Genomic DNA, 15804 nt, shown 5'->3' with positions numbered 1-15804 from the left:
GGCGGGCATCCGTAAAACTAGCGGGTCAGCTTGGCCGTATCAGGCTCAAGGTCACCGATGTGGCCCGGCGCGTTGGCAGCCAAGACGCGCTGAACGAAGGCGCAGTACTCGTCCATGTAGTGGCGCAGGAACTTGGCGGTGCCCTCATTCTTGACCTCGCCGTCGTCGCCGAACACTGCGGCGTCGTAATGGATATAGGCCTCCGGGGCATTCAACTGCGGCGCATCCAGGAAGCTCAGGACGCTCCGCATGGACGACTGCATGACCGCGGTCCCGATACTGCCCACGGAAGCGCCGATGATCCCGGCGGGCTTGCGGGCGAAGGAGTTGCTTCCCCACGGCCGGGAGCCCCAGTCGATGGCGTTCTTGAGGGCGCCGGGAATCGAGCGGTTGTATTCCGGGGACACGAACAGGATGCCGTCCGACGCCTCGATGGCCTCCTTGAGGGCGCGTGCTGCGGGCGGGAAGTCAGAGTCGTAGTCGTAGCTGTACAGCGGAAGGTCCCTGATGGGGATCTCGGTGAACTCGAGGTCTTCCGGAGCAAGTTTGATCAATGCTTTGGAGAGGACCCTGTTGATGGAGCCGGTGGCCAGGCTGCCTACGAAGTATCCGATCTTAAACGGTGCCATGAGTGTTCCTTCCAACGGACGGTCAACACTGGCCGTCCATGTTCATCTGGAGCTGGTGCCGCCCGTCATGTTGAGGCTGCGGCCGGTGGTCACTGCACCCACCAGTCCAGCACAGAAGCCCCTGCAGTGCCAGAGGGTTTCGGGGTGGCGCAGGGCAGCTGGAAACCTTCCGAATCCCGGCCGGCCCTTGCGGTCATGCGCTGACTCGCCTATTTTGAAACGAATCAGAAACCGCTTTCCGGTGAGCCGCCTTGGCTTGCTGGCGGGGCCAGCTGCGCCCGGCGGACGTGAAGACAACAGGATTGGATCACATGACGGACAGCACCCCCATCAAGTGGATCGACGGCGGAGCACCGGCGGAAATCAGCGGCGGGACAACGTGGGGCATGCCCTTTGCGCGCGGTTCCGTGCCGGCGGCGGAGGCCCTCTCCGTCACGGATGCCGGCGGCAGCACCGTCGCCTCCCAGTCCTGGCCCCTGGCCACCTGGCCGGACGGCTCCCTCAAATGGGCGGGCATCGCACTCCCCGCCACCAGCTCGCCGTCGGAGGTTTACCACGTGGTGTCCGACGGCGGCGCGTCACCCCGCGACGCCAGCCATGCACCGTCGGGCGGTACCAGCGTCACCGTCACCGAAACCGACCGCGCCCTCACCGTGGACACCGGAACCTTGCAAATGGTGATCGAACGCGGCGGCTCCACCCTCTTCAGCAGCCTCACCCGCGGCGGCGTCGAGGTGGCCCGGGACGCGCGCCTGGTGAGCCACCTGCAGGACGGCCTGGCTGATGACCAGGGCGGCGACGGCGCGGGAACCTTCACCCGGGACGCCTTCACCGGCGAGGTCACCGCCGTCGTGCTTGAACACCACGGACCTGTCCGCGCGGTGGTGCGGCTGGAGGGTCAGCACCGGCCGGATGCACAGGACAGTGGAATCAGCAGGGACAGCGGCAAGGAAAGCTGGCTGCCTTTCGTGGTGAGGTTCTATTTCCACGCCAATGCCCGCAGCGTCCGCATGGTGCACTCCTTCATCTGGGACGGCGACGCGGACCGGGACTTCCTCGCCGGGCTCGGCGTGCGCTTCACGGTCCCGCTGCAGGCAGAGCTGCACAACAGGCATATCCGGATGGCAGGGGCCGACGGCGGCTTCCTCACCGAGGCGGTCCGCGGCCTCACCGGCCTGCGCCGGGACCCCGGGGAGGACGTCCGCCAGGCCCAGGTGGAAGGCCGCGCCACGCCACCCCTGGCCGGCTGGAACCCGGAGGTGTCAGAACGGCTGCACCTGGTTCCGGCCTGGAGCGACTACACGCTCAGCCAGCTCAGCGCCGACGGCTTTGAACTGCGCAAGCGCACCTCCCCCGGCCGGGCCTGGGTGGGGATCTCCGGCGGAACCCGGTCTGCCGGCTTCTGCTCCCTGACCGATACCCGCGGCGGTTTCGGCGTGGGCGTCAAGGACTTCTGGCAGTCCCACCCCGGCCAGCTGGACATCCGCAATGCCGCTGCGGACAACGCCACCCTGACCGCGTGGCTGTATTCCCCCGAAGCCCAGCCCATGGACCTGCGGTTCTACCACGACGGCCTGGGCCAGGACACGTTCGAGGAACAGCTCGAAGGGCTCGAAATCACCTATGAGGACTACGAGCCGGGCTTCGGAAACGCGCACGGGATTGCCCGCACCCATGAGCTGACGCTGTTTGCCTACGACGGAACGCCGGCAACCGAGAGCCTCGCGGCCGACGCCGCTGCGGCCTCCGCCCCTGCCCTGCTGCAGGCCACCCCGGAGTACCTGCACTCCGTGGGCGTATTCGGCGACTGGGATCCCGTGGACCGCGGCACCCCCGCCCGCGCTGAACTTGAGGACCATCTGGACTTCCTCTTCGATTTCTATGCCGGCCAGGTGGAGCAGCGGCGCTGGTACGGGTTCTGGAACTACGGCGACGTGATGCACACCTATGATCACGACCGGCACGTGTGGCGTTACGACGTGGGCGGTTATGCGTGGGACAACTCCGAGCTCTCCCCCGACCTCTGGCTCTGGTACTCCTACCTGCGCTCCGGCCGGGCGGACATCTTCCGGTTCGCGGAGGCCATGACCCGGCACACCGGCGAGGTGGACGTTTACCATGTGGGCCCGTGGCGCGGGCTCGGTTCGCGGCACAACGTCCAGCACTGGGGCTGCAGCGCCAAGCAGCTCCGCATCAGCACGCCCGCCTACCGCCGGTTCTACTACTACCTCACGGCGGATGAACGGACCGGGGACCTGCTGACCGAGCTGGTGGACAGCGACCAGAACTTCCTGGGCCTGGACCCCGTACGCAAGGTCCGCCCCGACGCCGCCACCTACCGGCCCAACCGGGGCGCCCTGGGCGTGGGCCTGGGAACGGACTGGGGCTCGCTCGCCGCCACCTGGCTCACCGACTGGGAACGCACCGGAAATCCCCGCTCACGCGACCGGCTCCTGGGCACCATGGCGGACATCGGCGCCCTCAAGTACGGCTTCCTCACCGGCGAAGCGCTCTACGACCTGGACAAGGGGCGGTTCGACACCGGCCGGGAACTGATCCAGGTTTCGCACCTGAGCGCTGTGTTCGGACTGGTGGAGATCTGCAGCGAACTGGTGGACCTGGTCCCGGACCCGGACTTCGAGCGCGCCTGGCTGCAGTACTGCCGGCTCTTCCTGGCCACCAAGGAGGAGCAGGTGGCGGCCGTGGGACAGCCGCTGGAGGGCATCTACCTCACCCAGGCGCACAGCCGGCTCACCGCCTACGCCGCCGCCCGGCTGGATGATCCGGACCTGGCCGCCCGCGCCTGGACGAGCTTCGCCGAGGGAGGCGAGCACCTCAACCACGAGTCGGCCTTCTCGCTGCGGACGATCGAGCCGCCGCACGTGCTGCTGCCGGTGGATGAGGCCCCCACCGTGTCCACCAACGACGCCTCCCAGTTCGGGCTCGCCGTGATCCAGAACCTTGCGCTGATCGGCAACCACCTGCCGTAGTCCTGCGCGCTGGTGGCGGCGGTGCCTGCACCAGCCAGGTGCCGCCGTCGTCCGCTCCCCCTCCCATCCCAACTAAGTAGCAGCAGATGCTGTTATGAGCCCTCAAACCGACATCTGCTGCTACTTAGTTGGGGTGGTGAGGCGGGTCCGGGCGGAGCAAACTGAAACTACTGATGACCTCATTTTTCTCATCAGGTTCGGTCCAGTCGAAGGAGACATCATGAGCACCAAAGTGGAGAAGCGGATCGTGGTGGAGGTACCGGTCAGCGCGGCATACAGCCAGTGGACCCGCTTTGAGGAGTTCCCCCGTTTCATGAGCGGCGTGGAGAGTGTGACCCGGCTCGATGGCGATCGCCTGAAGTGGGTGGCGCACATCGCCGGAGTCCACCGGCAGTGGGAGGCAAGGATCCTTGAGCAGGTCCCGGACCGCAAGGTTGCCTGGGCCTCCACCGAAGGCGCCACGAACTCCGGCAGCATCGAGTTCAGGGACCTCGGCGGCAGCAGGACCGAACTGGCGCTGACGCTGGAGTACCAGCCCGCCGGAGTGGTGGAGAAGGTGGGGAGCCTGCTCCACGTGGTGGGCCGGCAGGCTGAGCACGACCTGAAGAAATTCAAGGAGTACATCGAGCGCCAGCCGCGCACCACCACGGCTGGCGGTGTTTCCGCCGGTGAGGCTGCAGCAGGGACTGTGGACAACGCCCCGGAAAGCCGGCCCTACAACAGGTTCGAGCACCCATTCGACCAGACCGGCGGCCTGGTGGACCTGGAGGGCGAATCGGACGAAACCGCCGACGGCGAGAACTACAGTTCCGGTGAACGCAGGCGGCGCCGCCATGACGAGGGCAATGTCCCACCCTTCGGCGGCAGCCTGGGCCAGCACTGACTCCCCACTGGCCGACGGGACGTGTGAACCCACGCTCTGGAATCCGGCGTGCCCAGCAGGTACATTGGTAAGCATGCTGATGATTTTTACTGAAACATCGGCTTCCGGTAACAAAGCGAAGGAGACGTTATGAGCACGAAGGTGGAAAAACGCATTCTGGTGAACGTACCGGTAAGCACGGCTTACAACCAGTGGACGCAGTTCGAGGAGTTCCCGCACTTCATGGGCGGCGTCAAGAGCGTGACCCAGGTCAGCGACGACAGGCTGGAGTGGGTGGCTGAGATCGGCGGCATCCGCCGGCAGTGGGAAGCGAAGATCCTTGAGCAGGTCCCGGACCGGAAGGTCGCCTGGGCCGCTACGGACGGCGCCACGAACGCCGGTGCGGTTGAGTTCGAGGACGTGGGTGGCGGGCAGACTTCCCTTCGGCTGACGCTGGAGTACGAGCCCGAAGGAATTATCGAAAAGGTGGGCGACAAGCTCAACGTGGTTGACCGCCAGGCCGAGGCCGACCTGCAGCGGTTCAAGGAATTCATCGAGGATGAGGGTTACGCCAGCGGTGCCTGGCGCGGCCGCGTGAGCACGGGTGCACCGGCTGGCACGCCGGGCGTGGAGGATGCTGCCGGATCCCGGGGCGATTCCGGCAAGGCAGGCGTCTCCGGCAAGGTTGCCGCGGGCCTGGGCGTTGCCGCAGTAGCCGGCGCGGCAGCTGCCATGGCAGCAGGCGGCAACAAGGAGACAACTGCGGTTGCCGACGAAACGGTAACTCCAGCGACTCCCGGAGAGCCGGTCACCGTCACCCCGATTCCGACGGACACAACCACCACCACCACCACGGACACGTCAGCGGGTACGACGGCGGCAGCCGGCTCCACCGGTTCGGTCGCCGATCTGGGCGATGACAGGATTGGGCACCAGTTCGACCAGACCAACGGCCTGGTGGACACGAGCGGCGAGTCGGACGAGACGGCCGAAGGCGAGAACCTGAGCGCCGCCGAGCGCGAAGGCGACGACCGCCGTCGAGATGGCGGCCTGCCGCCCATCGGCGGAAACCTCGGAACGCACTAACCGGGTCTAGCCACAGCGCAATAAAAAGCGCCGCCCGCCTCATTGCAGAGGCGGGCGGCGCTTTTGTGCAGGTCCTAAAGACGGCCCGGGACCGCACGAACGGTCCTGCCGGGCACCGTTCGTGCGGGGCAGGACCGTCCGTGCAGGCCGTGTTACTTAACGGCGCCCGTGTAAACCACCGACGGCGCGGCCGGGGTTTCCATGCCCTCGCCGATGAAGAAGCTCGGGTGCGGCGGCTGGTTGTAGGCCACGTTCTCGCGGGCCACCGCGGTGCGGTAGACGGTGTCGTGCATCAGGGTGCGGAGCCGGACCTCGGTGGGTGAGGTGCTGGTGTAGATCCGCAGCTCAGTGCTGTCCGACGACGGGAAGGCAAGCTCCTCGCGCCAGTCACCGAGCAAATCCGCCTGCAGGGACGGGTTGCCCTTGGTGTGGTTGTTGGTGCGTGCGCCGGTGACAGTCAGGAGCCTGTCGCTGGACTCCGTTTCCCAGTTCCACTTCGAGATCGTGGGCACGCCGACGCCGGCGGCAGCGTCGAAGTCGTGGTCGACGATCTCGCGGAGCAGGTCGCCGTCCCACCAGGCCAGGAAGTTGGCGGCGGGGATGCTCTCGGCAATCAGCTCGCCCCGGGCGGACATCAGCTGGCCCCGCGGGGAGTTCCAGGAGGCGTCGCCGCCTACCGCCCAGCCCTCAGCGCCGGCGTAGCGGGGATCGATGTCGCCGGCGGCACCGCGGCCGGTGTCCCGGAGGGCGGGGATGCTCCAGAGCACCTCACCGGTGGCGGCGTCGCGGAAGGTGGCGCCACGGTTGCCGCTCTGGCTCATGCTTTCATGGACGGCGAAGACCTCCAGCCCTGGGCGGGAAGGATCAAAATCGCTGGTGTGCATCGCATCGCCGTGGCCCAGCTTGGTGTTGTAGAGGACAGAGCCGTCGTCGTCGATGGTCATGGAGCCGAAGACAAACTCGTCCTTGCCGTCCTGGTCCACGTCAGCGACCGAGAGGTTGTGGTTGCCCTGGCCCTTGTATTCGGCGCCGGCGATGTCCGAGTCGAAGGTCCAGCGCTTCACCAGCTTGCCGTCCACCAGGTCATAGGTGACCAGGACGGTGCGGGTGTAGTAGCCGCGGCTGAACATCATGGACGGCTTTTCGCCGTCGAGGTAGGCGACGCCGGCCAGGAAACGGTCCACGCGGTTGCCGTAGCCGTCTCCCCAGGCTGAGACGTTGCCGCGCGGCGGATCGTAGGCCACCGTGTCCATGATCGTGCCGGTTGCTCCGTTGAATACTGTGAGGAACTCCGGACCGGACAGGACATAACCGGCGCTGTTCCGGTAGTCCGCTGCGGGGTCGCCGATCACGGTTCCGGCCCCGTCCCTGGTGCCGTCCGCCGTCTTCATGGACACCTCGGCCTTGCCGTCGCCGTCGAAGTCATACGCCAGGAGCTGGGTGTAGTGGGCACCGGCGCGGATGTTGTGGCCCAGGTCGATGCGCCACAGCTTGGTGCCATCCATCTTGTAGGCGTCCACGTAGACGTTTCCGGTGAATCCGGACTTGGAGTTGTCCTGCGCGTTGGAGGGGTTCCAGAGCTGGATGATCTCGTAGCTGCCGTCCCCGCCCAGGTCCGCGACACTGGAGTCGTTGGCCGCGTAGGTGTAGGGCTTTCCGTCCTTGCTGACGCCGTCGGCGGGCTTGTCCAGCTTGATGGACAGGTAGTTCTGGGCCAGCGGGGTGAATTCCGCGCTGAGCTTGTCCTGCCCGTTGCCATTGCCCACGGTTTTGATCACATACGTGGAGGCTGCGGTTCCGGCCGGATCAACGAACGTGGTGGTGTTGCGGATGGGCTGTTCGGTGAGCTGGACGCCGTCGCGGATCACGTGGAAGCCCACGCTGTCCTGGTCCAGGCCCAGCATGCGCCAGCCCAGCGTGACGCCCTGGTCCGTAAGCACGGCGACAGGTGCCCGGTCCAGGTTCTCCACCTGGCGCTTCAGCTCTGCCTTGCCGGACTGCCCGGGTGCGGTGCTGGGGTTGGCCTGCGCGAGCGGTACGCCGGTAAACGCCAGCGCAGCGGCGGTAAGGGAAGCAGCCGCCGCCAGGGGGGCGGCTTTCCAGGCGCGGCCGGACCGCAAACCTGGGCGGAGCGTGGGGGAACATTTCGAGGGATAAGCCAAAAGAACATCTCCTTTGATGCGGCGGCAGCTGAGTCTGCCGCACGACAGTTTGGAACGTTTCACTGCACCTCAAGGGCCGCCTACCACGAAGGAGGGGTGAGGTTTAGGATGCGGCGGAAAGCGTTTTCTGCCCTTAACTTCTATCAGCGCTTTACAAGTCTGGTCAAGGGTTTGACGGGACTATATGGGAGATATTGTTCCGTTGCGTTCAGTTCGCGCCAGCGTGGCCGCGGGGGCGGCCGGTTGCCGCCTGCAGGAGCGGGAGCGTCCTGGCGGGCATAACCTCCACCAGGGACACACAACAACCGGCGCCCAGTCCTAGTCCCAGGCCGGAACCAGGACTGCTTCATACTGGGTTGGCGGTGGCTGCTGTCCGAACTTGGCGTTGACCGCGGCGAGCGTGTCCCCGAACCTGGCCACCGTCGTCGGGATATTGAAGTGCTTGCTGGTGATGACGTCCTTAACCCTGAAGGAAGAGAAGTTCTCGGACAGTTTGAGGCGGCTGACCTGGTTAGCCATGTTCTGGACCGCCCATACAGTGCGGTCCTTGACCAGGATGCCATCGACGAACTGCAGGTCCGGCCCCTTGATCCTGCTGCTCTTTCCCGTGTCCGGATCCACGGCATAAAGGGCCTGGTTCTGTGTGTGGGCCACAATCAGGACGTCGTCATCGTCGGCTGCTGCGATGCCGTTGAATCCGAACTGGCCGGGTTGCAGCGGTTTGCCCGCCTCACCGCCCACTTTCAGTGTCTCTACATCTGCTGCTCCTCCCAGCTCGCCCTGCCTGCTCACGGGGACGAAATAGAGCTCGGGAGCGGCCGAATTGGTGAACCAGACGCCGTCGCTGCTGAGGGTGACGTCGTTGATGAAGCCGGGGGCCAGGTCGTATTCCTTGACCTGCTTGCGGGTGTCAGTGTTGTACACGTACGCCTTGCCCGTGGTACCACCTGCCACAAACAGCAGGTCGTTGCGGGTATCCGCCTTCATGCCCACGGCCATCCGGCCTTCCGGCACGTCGATGAACCGCTTGGCCTTTCCATCACGGATGTCGCCGCGGAAGATGTCGCCGGTAAGCAGTTCTCCGGCGTAGAAGGTTGTTCCCCCGCCCGCCGCGATGCCTTCGGCGGAAGTGGCTCCGCGGAGGACGATGACATCGTCCTTGGAAGGAATGGATGCGCCTGCCGGCACTGCCGTGGGCAGCAGCAAGGCCAGAAGTGCGGTGAGTCCACCAACGGCACGGCGTCGTACTGTTTTGCGCATAATAGTTTCCTGGAATTGGGCTGATGCGCGGGGCCCAATCTGCGGCAGCTCCGCACGATGGTGATCCCATTTTAAGCTCCCCCACGAAGGCCCCGCCAGAGCGTGGTGCCCCCTTCACAGTGGAGGGGGCAGCGCCGGAAACCGGCGTACAGTTCAGGATTCTGCTTACAATCGAAACCTCAATCAACTACTGAGGGATCCATGAAGAAATTCGCCACAGCCCTGATCGCCGCCGGCCTCGTTGCCTCCGCAACGGCCTGCACCGCCTCGAACCAGCTCACCACCGCGGAAACCTGCGAGCGGATCCAGTCCGTTGTGTCGAACCCGGCCAACAACGCCGGCAAGACCGGCATGAACCGCCTGGCCAACCAGATCCGGCCTATCCACGCCGTTGCCTCGGACGACCTCAAGGGTGCGCTTGAGTCGATCATCGAATACACGGATGAGCAGGCGAAAGAGACTCCGGACGAGGACAAGCTCGCCGAACTGACGGCAGACTACGAGGAAGCCGGCAGCACGTACAGCCAGTTCTGCAGCTGATTCCTGCTGCAGACGGGTAATGTGCCAGCGGACCCGGCTACTTGAGGGTGGCCGGGTCCGTGTTCGCCCCGCACAGTATGACCGCCACCCGTTCGCCCACGCCCTGCGTGTAGGCGCCGGAAGTAAGCGCGGCATAGGCCGCGGCCGCGCCGTGTTCCACGACGATCCGGTAGCCGTCCCACAGCTTCGTACGCGCTTCGATGATGTCACCGTCGGACACCAGGACACTTTCGACGCCGGCGCGGACCGCCACGGAGTATCCGATGTCGCCGATGCGGCGGGCCCCGAGGGAGTCCGCCGCAATTCCTGCCACCGGGACGTCCACCGGTTGCCCCGCCACCAGCGCGGTGTTCAGCGTGGGAGCCGATTCCGGCTCCACGGCCACCACCTTGGCCCTGCCCTCCACGGCCGCGGCGATTCCTGCCATCAGGCCGCCTCCTCCCACTGCAACCAGCACGGTGTCCACCCCGCCCACCTGGTCGAGAAGTTCCAGTCCCACGGTTCCGGCGCCGGCGGCAATTTCGGGCTGGTCATAGGCGTGGCAATAGACGGCACCCGCTTCCCGGGCATGCCCGACGGCCGCCTGGTAGGCATCCGCGTACTCGGCGCCGCCCTGCACCACCGTCGCTCCGATGGCTTTCAGCTTGCGAACTTTCACGTCAGGGGCGGCGGCAGGGACAAACACTGTTGCAGGGATGCCGAGCTGTGCGGCCGCATAGGCATTGGCCAGGCCGGCGTTGCCTCCGGAGGCAACCACGACTCCGATCTCCGGTTTCAGCTCACCGCGTTCCTTGGCGGCGAGGACGCGGTTCAGGGCGCCCCGGACCTTGAAAGTTCCCGTGTGCTGCATGAATTCGCATTTGAACCACACCGGGCCGGGAAAGTCTCCCGGGTCGCCTTCCAGGACAGGCGTCAGCCGGGTCAGGCCGGCAGTCCTTCGTGCTGCCTGTTCCACGTCGGCGCGGGTAATCATCGGTGTATCAGACCTCGTCGTCCCAGGTTCCCGGTTCCTGCAGGGCATCCTCCGGTTTGTCTTTCTGGGACGGGTCGCCGCTGCCGGAGTAGGACGCGGGGACGGTCCCGGCGGCGTGGCCCTGCTGCTCCTCGCGGATATTGCTGGCACCCGGCAGTTCCGGATGCTGGCCGCTCTGGGGGGCCTGCTTGGGCTCCTTGGCTTCGTCCGGATCACCCGGCCCCCGAAGGTCTGCGGCGTTCTGCGGCTCGTCATTGCTAGCAGTCATGGTTCTGCCTTTCGCTCGGGAACTGCGGCGTTCGGCCGGGGTTGTCCCCGCACCGCACTCCAGCCTACGGGCTGGCGCTGCCGGCAGCAGGAAGCGCCAGCCCTGGTTTTTCCGCAGCCCGGGCCATGAGTCGCCGGCCTGGACCTGTGAATTGGGCGGTGAACCTGTGAATTGGGACTCAGCCGGGACTTCCACGGCACACCCTGCGTTAAACCCCATGGCGGAAGGAGGCCACTTGCTTATTGTCCTGACCGGAATCGACGGTTCCGGGAAGTCCACGGCCGCCCAGGCCCTGGTGTCCGCCATCCGTGCCGACGGCGGCACAGCCACGCTGCTGAACAACCACGCGGGCCGGCGCAGCATGTCGGTCCTGGGCACCAGGCTGGGCATCCGTCTGCCGCCCCGCGTTGCCGATGCCCTGGAGACCACGTTCCGGGTGTGGAACGTGCTGGTGAACCACCTGCGGGCCAACCGGGCTGACGGCCTGGTGGTGATGGACCGGCACCTGTACTGCCAGCTGGCCCTGCGCGCCACGAAGGGGCTGCCGCGCGGCCGCCTGCTTCCCTGGCTGCTCGGTGCACTCCCTGCCCCTGACGCCGTGGTGCACCTGGACGTGGACCCGGCCGTTGCGCATCGGCGCATCTCCGCCCGCGGCACGGATGCCGAGGCGCTGGAGGACCTGATTGCTTTCGCCCGCGCCTACCGCGAACTGCCCGAGTACGGGAGCTTCGAAAAGGTGGATGCCTCGATCTCCAGTCCGGAGTTGGCGCGCCGCCTGGCCGAAGTGGTGCGCGGTCTGGGACGGCCCCTGTGGAGGGACGCCACCCGGCCTCCACGTAGCGGGCGCAGGCTGTAATACACGGAAGGCGGGTGGACCCAAGGTCCACCCGCCTTCCCCAAGACGTGCAGTTACTAGCTCGAGGCAGTCGGCGAAGGCGAGGACATTTCGCTTTCCTCTGGCTCGCTCTCCGTCTCGGACGGCGAGGCCGACCCGCTCGGTGACGACGTGCTCGTGGAACCGGACGTGCTGGTGGACGTCGGGCTGGACGTGGCGCTGCCGCCGTCGGCCTTCTCCAGCACCTCATTGATGAGGTCCTCAAGTTCCTTCTGGTCCGGATCGCCCAGGTTGGCGCCACTCTTGGTGGCAACCACCAGCAGCGTGCCCTCGGCAGCGGAGACCTGCATCAGCTTCTGCTGGTTCTCGCCGCTGCGCGAGCTGAGGGTGGCGAAGGTCTTTTCAGCGTCGGTGTCCGCCTGGACCTCCTCGCTGGTCACCTCGTAGGTCTGCCCCAGTGCCTGGACCGAGAAGTTGGCGCACTGGTCCATCTTGCCGCTGATCTCATCCAGGACCTCGACGGCGTCCGGCCCCTCGCTGCCGGACTGTGCGGACAGCGTCCGCGGCTGGTCGCCTTCGGAGAGCGCGACGGCGATCTCGCCGCTTTCCACGGTGTCCAGCAGTCCCGCTGTGGCGATGTCCTTGCAGTCTTCAGGGTCAATGGTCGCGGTGCTCAGGAGCAGGTTGGCGATGTTGCCTCCCTGGTCCACCTGCTCCTTGGAGTACAGCATGAGCTCGTTGCCGTCGTCGTCCGTCATGCCGGAGATCAACTCGCGGAGCTCGTCCTCGCTGTACACCTTTGCCTCCGCCGTTGGTGAGGGTGTTTCCGAGGCCGAGGGGCTCGCAGCTTCTCCGCCACCGCCCGTGCAGCCCGCAAGGGCCAACATTGCTGCCGTCATCAATCCAAGCGCTGGTACTTTTCGCATTGGTACAACCCCTTTAGAGATAGGAAGCATACTTAGTGTTTATCAGCCTAAGGGGTTTGGCGGCCGCCGGACATAACGGGGCTGTAACTTTCAAGGGACTCCCCGTCACACCGCAACGCCTGGATCAGGCACCCGGCTGGTCCGCCTCCGCTGGACCCGGATGCCGCCAGCCCCGCTTGCCTCCGATGCCGAGCCGGTTGCCTAAGGGCGGCAGCGGGCCGGGAATGGAAAGTCCTTCCGGGACCCTTGCTGTGGAATAATCCGAGGAGTGGTCCTTACCGGACCGCTCCAGGACTAGGAGGGGCCACATTGTCCGTCACACCAAGGAGCACCGCCGAGGCGGCGGGCACGGCCATCAACAACTCCCAGATCCCCAAGCACGAACAGCTGCGGACAATCATCCTCAAGCTCGCCAGGGAAGAGCTGGAGCCGGGCGCCAGGCTTCCTAGCGAGCGGACCCTCATGGATTCCTACGGTGTCAGCCGAATCACGGTGCGTGCCGCGATCGGACGCCTGGTCAACGAGGGGCACCTGGTCCGGGTTCCGGCCAAAGGCACGTTCGTGGCGGATTCCCCCGTGCAGTCCACACTGCACCTCGCCTCTTTCACCCAGGAAATGGAGGCGATGGGCCATGTCCCCAGCACCGTGGTGCTGGTGGCGGAAGCCGCTGCCGTTCCGGAGGACACCGCGGAAGCGCTCAGCCTGGCACCGGGGTCCGAGGCCATCCACCTGAGGCGCCTCCGGCTGGCGGACGGGCGCCCGGTCAGCGTCGATGACGCCTGGTACAACCCGGAGCACGCCCCCGGCCTCCTGGACATCGACCTGACGGGCTCGGTCTACAAAGCGCTGGCGGCGCAGTTTGGCCACCAGATTGACCGGGCCCGGCAAAGCGTCCGGTCCGAGGGCGCCCCCGCCGATGTGGGGGCGCTCCTCGGAACCGGAACGGGTGCACCGGTGCTGGCCTTCGACCGGGTGTCCTACTCAGGCCCCCTTGCCATCGAGCACTCACGCTCCTGGTACCGCTCGGACCGCTACTCCCTCACCATGGAAGTGCGGCTTTAGCAGGCTTGCCCGGTCAGCGCTTTAATCCAGTGAAGCTTTAGTCCAGTGAAAACAGGGCGGCGCCGGCGGATACTGCACCGGTTGCCATGAGCGTTGCCGTATCCGGCTTGGTGTCGAGCACGACGACGGGACTCACCATCGAGTAACCGGCAGCCAGGGCGGCGGTGGGGTCCACGTGCATCACGGGCTCGCCGGCGCCAACGGTGTCGCCCTGGGCAATCAGCAGCTTGAAGCCTTCGCCTTTGAGCTTGACCGTATCGATGCCAACGTGGGTGAGCACTCCCCGCCCGGCTGACTCCACCACAACAAAGGCGTGCGGCAGGAGCTTGACCACTTTCCCGGCGACGGGGGACACGACGTCGAACGCCTCGCCTGGCGGCGGCTCAACCGCCGCGCCCGAACCCACCATTTGGCCTGCGAAGACAGGGTCCGGGACGTCGGATAGAGGAACCACGGTGCCGCTGATGGGCGCATGGACAACCAGCGTCTCCGGCATCAGAGCAGGTCCTCGATGTCTTCGGCCAGGTTGTCCGCCTCCGGCCCCACAATGACCTGGACTGCCGTGCCGGCTGCAAGGACGCCATGGGCTCCGGCGGCTTTCAGGGCTGCTTCGTTGACCAGCGACCCATCCTTGACCTCGGTGCGGAGGCGCGTAATGCAGGCCTCGACCTCCACGATGTTGGCGGCTCCGCCCAGGCCCTCAATGATCTTTTCTGCTTTGGACATGGCTGCCCTTTCTGACGGTGCCCCGGGGAGCACTGCTTCAGCACCAGGACCGGCGGCCCGGGTGCGACCAATTATGTGCCCGTTCGTCCGAACTGTCAGCGCCCCGTCTGGAAGATCTTCTCCCTTGACAGGCGCTCGTGGGATGAATCACACTGAACTGGTCATAACCAGACAGTACCGGCTGGAACCGTTTCTCCACAAGCCCCCACCGATCCCGCAGAGGTGTAACCATGTCAACGTCCGAGACCGCCGCCCTGGCTCCCGAGAAGAAGCCGAACAGGGCCTTCGCCACCCTCCAGCGGCTGGGCCGCTGCCTGATGCTGCCCATAGCCGTCCTCCCGGCAGCCGGCATCCTGCTGCGCATCGGGCAGGGCGACCTGCTGGGCGCCATCCCCGGCTTCGAAGGCGGCGCCGCCGTTATCTCCGCCGCAGGCAATGCTGTGTTCACCTGGCTGCCGCTCATCTTCGCCGTCGGCATCGCCATCGGCTGGGCCAAGAAGTCCGACGGTTCCACCGCGCTGGCGGCCGTGGTGGGGTACATGGTGATCGATGGCGTCTTCAAAGCCATGTCCCCGCTGGTCCTGGCCGGGCAGGTTGACCCTGCCGGCAAGCCCGCCATGATCAACTACGGAGTCCTGGCCGGCATTGTGGTGGGCCTGCTGTCCGCCATGCTCTGGCAGCGGTTCTACCGCACCAAGCTGCCGGACTTCCTGGGCTTCTTCAGCGGCCGCCGCCTGGTGCCCATCCTGACGTCCGTCACCAGCCTGGCAGCCGGCGTCGTCCTTGCCCTGTTCTACCCGCTCTTCAACGCCGGCCTCTCGGCAGTAGGTGAAGCCGTAGCCGGCAACGCCGTGGTTGGTGGCGGCGTCTATGGTTTCGCCAACCGCATGCTCATCCCGGCCGGCCTGCACCACATCCTTAACTCCGCCGTCTGGTTCCTCATCGGCGACTACACCGACGCGTCCGGCCAGCTGGTCCGCGGCGACCTCAACCGCTTCTTCGCCGGCGACCCCAGCGCAGGCATCTTCATGACCGGATTCTTCCCCATCATGATGTTCGGCCTGCCGGCAGCAGCCCTTGCCATCTGGCGCCACGCCAAGCCTTCGCAGAAGAAGATCGTGGGCGGCATCATGCTCTCCACCGCCCTCACCGCGTTCTTCACCGGCATCACCGAACCGCTTGAGTACTCCTTCATGTTCGTCGCCTTCCCGCTCTACATCGTCCACGCAGTCCTCACCGGAACCTCCATGGCCCTGGTCAACGCGCTGGACATCCACCATGGATTCACGTTCTCCGCCGGGCTGATCGACTTCGTCCTCAACTTCGGTAAGTCGGAGAACGGCTGGCTGCTCATCCCCATCGGACTGGGCTACGCCGTGATCTACTACTTCCTCTTCTCCATCGTCATCAAACGCTGGAACCTGCGGACGCCCGGCCGTGAGGACGACGAGGTCACCGTGGAGACAGACGCCGCCAAGTAGCGGC

General features: G+C 66.0%; 15 protein-coding genes. 7 read left to right on the top strand and 8 right to left on the bottom strand.

Going from position 1 to position 15804, the window contains the following annotated elements; translation table 11 throughout:
• Positions 1-17: 17 nt before the first annotated feature.
• Entirely contained in the window at positions 18-629 is a 612-nt protein-coding gene (locus IEX33_RS14755; protein WP_188731387.1) for an NADPH-dependent FMN reductase, read from the bottom strand.
• A 311-nt stretch (positions 630-940) separates the two neighbouring features.
• On the opposite strand from IEX33_RS14755, the gene IEX33_RS14750 reads away from it, so the two are divergent.
• The 3 genes from IEX33_RS14750 (at position 941) to IEX33_RS14740 (ending at position 5567) form a co-directional block, all read left to right on the top strand.
• Entirely contained in the window at positions 941-3619 is a 2679-nt protein-coding gene (locus IEX33_RS14750) for an exo-rhamnogalacturonan lyase family protein (protein ID WP_188731385.1), read from the top strand.
• Positions 3620-3839: 220 nt separating this feature from the next.
• Positions 3840-4502 (top strand): SRPBCC family protein, encoded by a 663-nt coding sequence (locus IEX33_RS14745; protein WP_188731383.1) that lies wholly within the window; start codon positions 3840-3842, stop codon positions 4500-4502.
• Between the two features lie 129 nt (positions 4503-4631).
• The gene (locus IEX33_RS14740) at positions 4632-5567 is read left to right on the top strand and encodes an SRPBCC family protein (RefSeq protein ID WP_188731382.1); all 936 of its coding nucleotides are present in this window, start codon (positions 4632-4634) and stop codon (positions 5565-5567) included.
• Positions 5568-5719: 152 nt separating this feature from the next.
• Here IEX33_RS14740 and IEX33_RS14735 read toward each other — a convergent pair whose 3' ends face one another.
• Together IEX33_RS14735 and IEX33_RS14730 are read right to left on the bottom strand one after the other, a co-directional pair.
• Positions 5720-7729, bottom strand: a complete 2010-nt coding sequence (locus IEX33_RS14735; RefSeq protein WP_188731380.1) for a rhamnogalacturonan lyase — start codon at positions 7727-7729, stop codon at positions 5720-5722.
• A 318-nt stretch (positions 7730-8047) separates the two neighbouring features.
• A complete protein-coding gene (locus IEX33_RS14730) occupies positions 8048-8989 on the bottom strand; it encodes an NHL repeat-containing protein (RefSeq protein ID WP_188731377.1) in 942 nt (313 codons plus the stop codon).
• Between the two features lie 201 nt (positions 8990-9190).
• Here IEX33_RS14730 and IEX33_RS14725 point away from each other — a divergent pair, with 201 nt between their 5' ends.
• The gene (locus IEX33_RS14725) at positions 9191-9529 is read left to right on the top strand and encodes a hypothetical protein (RefSeq protein WP_188731375.1); all 339 of its coding nucleotides are present in this window, start codon (positions 9191-9193) and stop codon (positions 9527-9529) included.
• A gap of 37 nt (positions 9530-9566) precedes the next feature.
• On the opposite strand, the gene IEX33_RS14720 is transcribed toward IEX33_RS14725, so the two are convergent.
• Complete coding sequence (locus tag IEX33_RS14720; protein WP_188731374.1) at positions 9567-10502, bottom strand: threonine/serine dehydratase; 936 nt, start codon at positions 10500-10502, stop codon at positions 9567-9569.
• Positions 10503-10509: 7 nt separating this feature from the next.
• The gene (locus IEX33_RS14715; protein ID WP_104186413.1) at positions 10510-10770 is read right to left on the bottom strand and encodes a hypothetical protein; all 261 of its coding nucleotides are present in this window, start codon (positions 10768-10770) and stop codon (positions 10510-10512) included.
• A 235-nt stretch (positions 10771-11005) separates the two neighbouring features.
• Here IEX33_RS14715 and IEX33_RS14710 point away from each other — a divergent pair, with 235 nt between their 5' ends.
• Positions 11006-11626 (top strand): dTMP kinase, encoded by a 621-nt coding sequence (locus IEX33_RS14710; RefSeq protein WP_188731372.1) that lies wholly within the window; start codon positions 11006-11008, stop codon positions 11624-11626.
• Between the two features lie 56 nt (positions 11627-11682).
• Here the strand turns inward: IEX33_RS14710 and IEX33_RS14705 are convergent, their stop codons facing one another.
• Positions 11683-12504 carry a hypothetical protein gene (locus IEX33_RS14705; RefSeq protein ID WP_229675398.1) on the bottom strand — a complete coding sequence of 274 codons (822 nt, stop codon included), beginning with the start codon at positions 12502-12504 and terminating at the stop codon, positions 11683-11685.
• 336 nt (positions 12505-12840) lie between these two features.
• Here IEX33_RS14705 and IEX33_RS14700 point away from each other — a divergent pair, with 336 nt between their 5' ends.
• Positions 12841-13593 (top strand): GntR family transcriptional regulator, encoded by a 753-nt coding sequence (locus tag IEX33_RS14700; RefSeq protein ID WP_188731370.1) that lies wholly within the window; start codon positions 12841-12843, stop codon positions 13591-13593.
• A gap of 37 nt (positions 13594-13630) precedes the next feature.
• Here the strand turns inward: IEX33_RS14700 and IEX33_RS14695 are convergent, their stop codons facing one another.
• Both IEX33_RS14695 and IEX33_RS14690 read right to left on the bottom strand, forming a co-directional pair.
• A complete protein-coding gene (locus IEX33_RS14695) occupies positions 13631-14089 on the bottom strand; it encodes a PTS sugar transporter subunit IIA (RefSeq protein ID WP_188731368.1) in 459 nt (152 codons plus the stop codon).
• Complete coding sequence (locus IEX33_RS14690) at positions 14089-14319, bottom strand: glucose PTS transporter subunit EIIB (protein WP_013602544.1); 231 nt, start codon at positions 14317-14319, stop codon at positions 14089-14091. The genes IEX33_RS14695 and IEX33_RS14690 overlap by 1 nt, the downstream gene beginning before the upstream one ends.
• Positions 14320-14549: 230 nt before the next feature.
• On the opposite strand from IEX33_RS14690, the gene IEX33_RS14685 reads away from it, so the two are divergent.
• Positions 14550-15800: a PTS transporter subunit EIIC gene (locus tag IEX33_RS14685; protein WP_188731366.1), complete on the top strand. Its 1251-nt coding sequence runs from the start codon at positions 14550-14552 to the stop codon at positions 15798-15800.
• Positions 15801-15804 lie beyond the last annotated feature (4 nt).

Origin of the sequence: Pseudarthrobacter scleromae (genome assembly GCF_014644515.1) — a bacterium.
Lineage (GTDB): Bacteria > Actinomycetota > Actinomycetes > Actinomycetales > Micrococcaceae > Arthrobacter > Arthrobacter scleromae.
The sequence above is the reverse complement of the archived record's forward strand: the minus strand, read 5'-3'. Positions and strand labels throughout refer to the sequence as shown.

Coding starts and splice junctions, on each gene's coding strand:
- IEX33_RS14755 (WP_188731387.1), bottom strand. CDS start 629: ATGGCACCGTTTAAGATCGGATACTTCGTAGGCAGCCTGGCCACCGGC.
- IEX33_RS14750 (WP_188731385.1), top strand. CDS start 941: ATGACGGACAGCACCCCCATCAAGTGGATCGACGGCGGAGCACCGGCG.
- IEX33_RS14745 (WP_188731383.1), top strand. CDS start 3,840: ATGAGCACCAAAGTGGAGAAGCGGATCGTGGTGGAGGTACCGGTCAGC.
- IEX33_RS14740 (WP_188731382.1), top strand. CDS start 4,632: ATGAGCACGAAGGTGGAAAAACGCATTCTGGTGAACGTACCGGTAAGC.
- IEX33_RS14730 (WP_188731377.1), bottom strand. CDS start 8,989: ATGCGCAAAACAGTACGACGCCGTGCCGTTGGTGGACTCACCGCACTT.
- IEX33_RS14725 (WP_188731375.1), top strand. CDS start 9,191: ATGAAGAAATTCGCCACAGCCCTGATCGCCGCCGGCCTCGTTGCCTCC.
- IEX33_RS14720 (WP_188731374.1), bottom strand. CDS start 10,502: ATGATTACCCGCGCCGACGTGGAACAGGCAGCACGAAGGACTGCCGGC.
- IEX33_RS14715 (WP_104186413.1), bottom strand. CDS start 10,770: ATGACTGCTAGCAATGACGAGCCGCAGAACGCCGCAGACCTTCGGGGG.
- IEX33_RS14705 (WP_229675398.1), bottom strand. CDS start 12,504: ATGACGGCAGCAATGTTGGCCCTTGCGGGCTGCACGGGCGGTGGCGGA.
- IEX33_RS14695 (WP_188731368.1), bottom strand. CDS start 14,089: ATGCCGGAGACGCTGGTTGTCCATGCGCCCATCAGCGGCACCGTGGTT.
- IEX33_RS14690 (WP_013602544.1), bottom strand. CDS start 14,319: ATGTCCAAAGCAGAAAAGATCATTGAGGGCCTGGGCGGAGCCGCCAAC.
- IEX33_RS14685 (WP_188731366.1), top strand. CDS start 14,550: ATGTCAACGTCCGAGACCGCCGCCCTGGCTCCCGAGAAGAAGCCGAAC.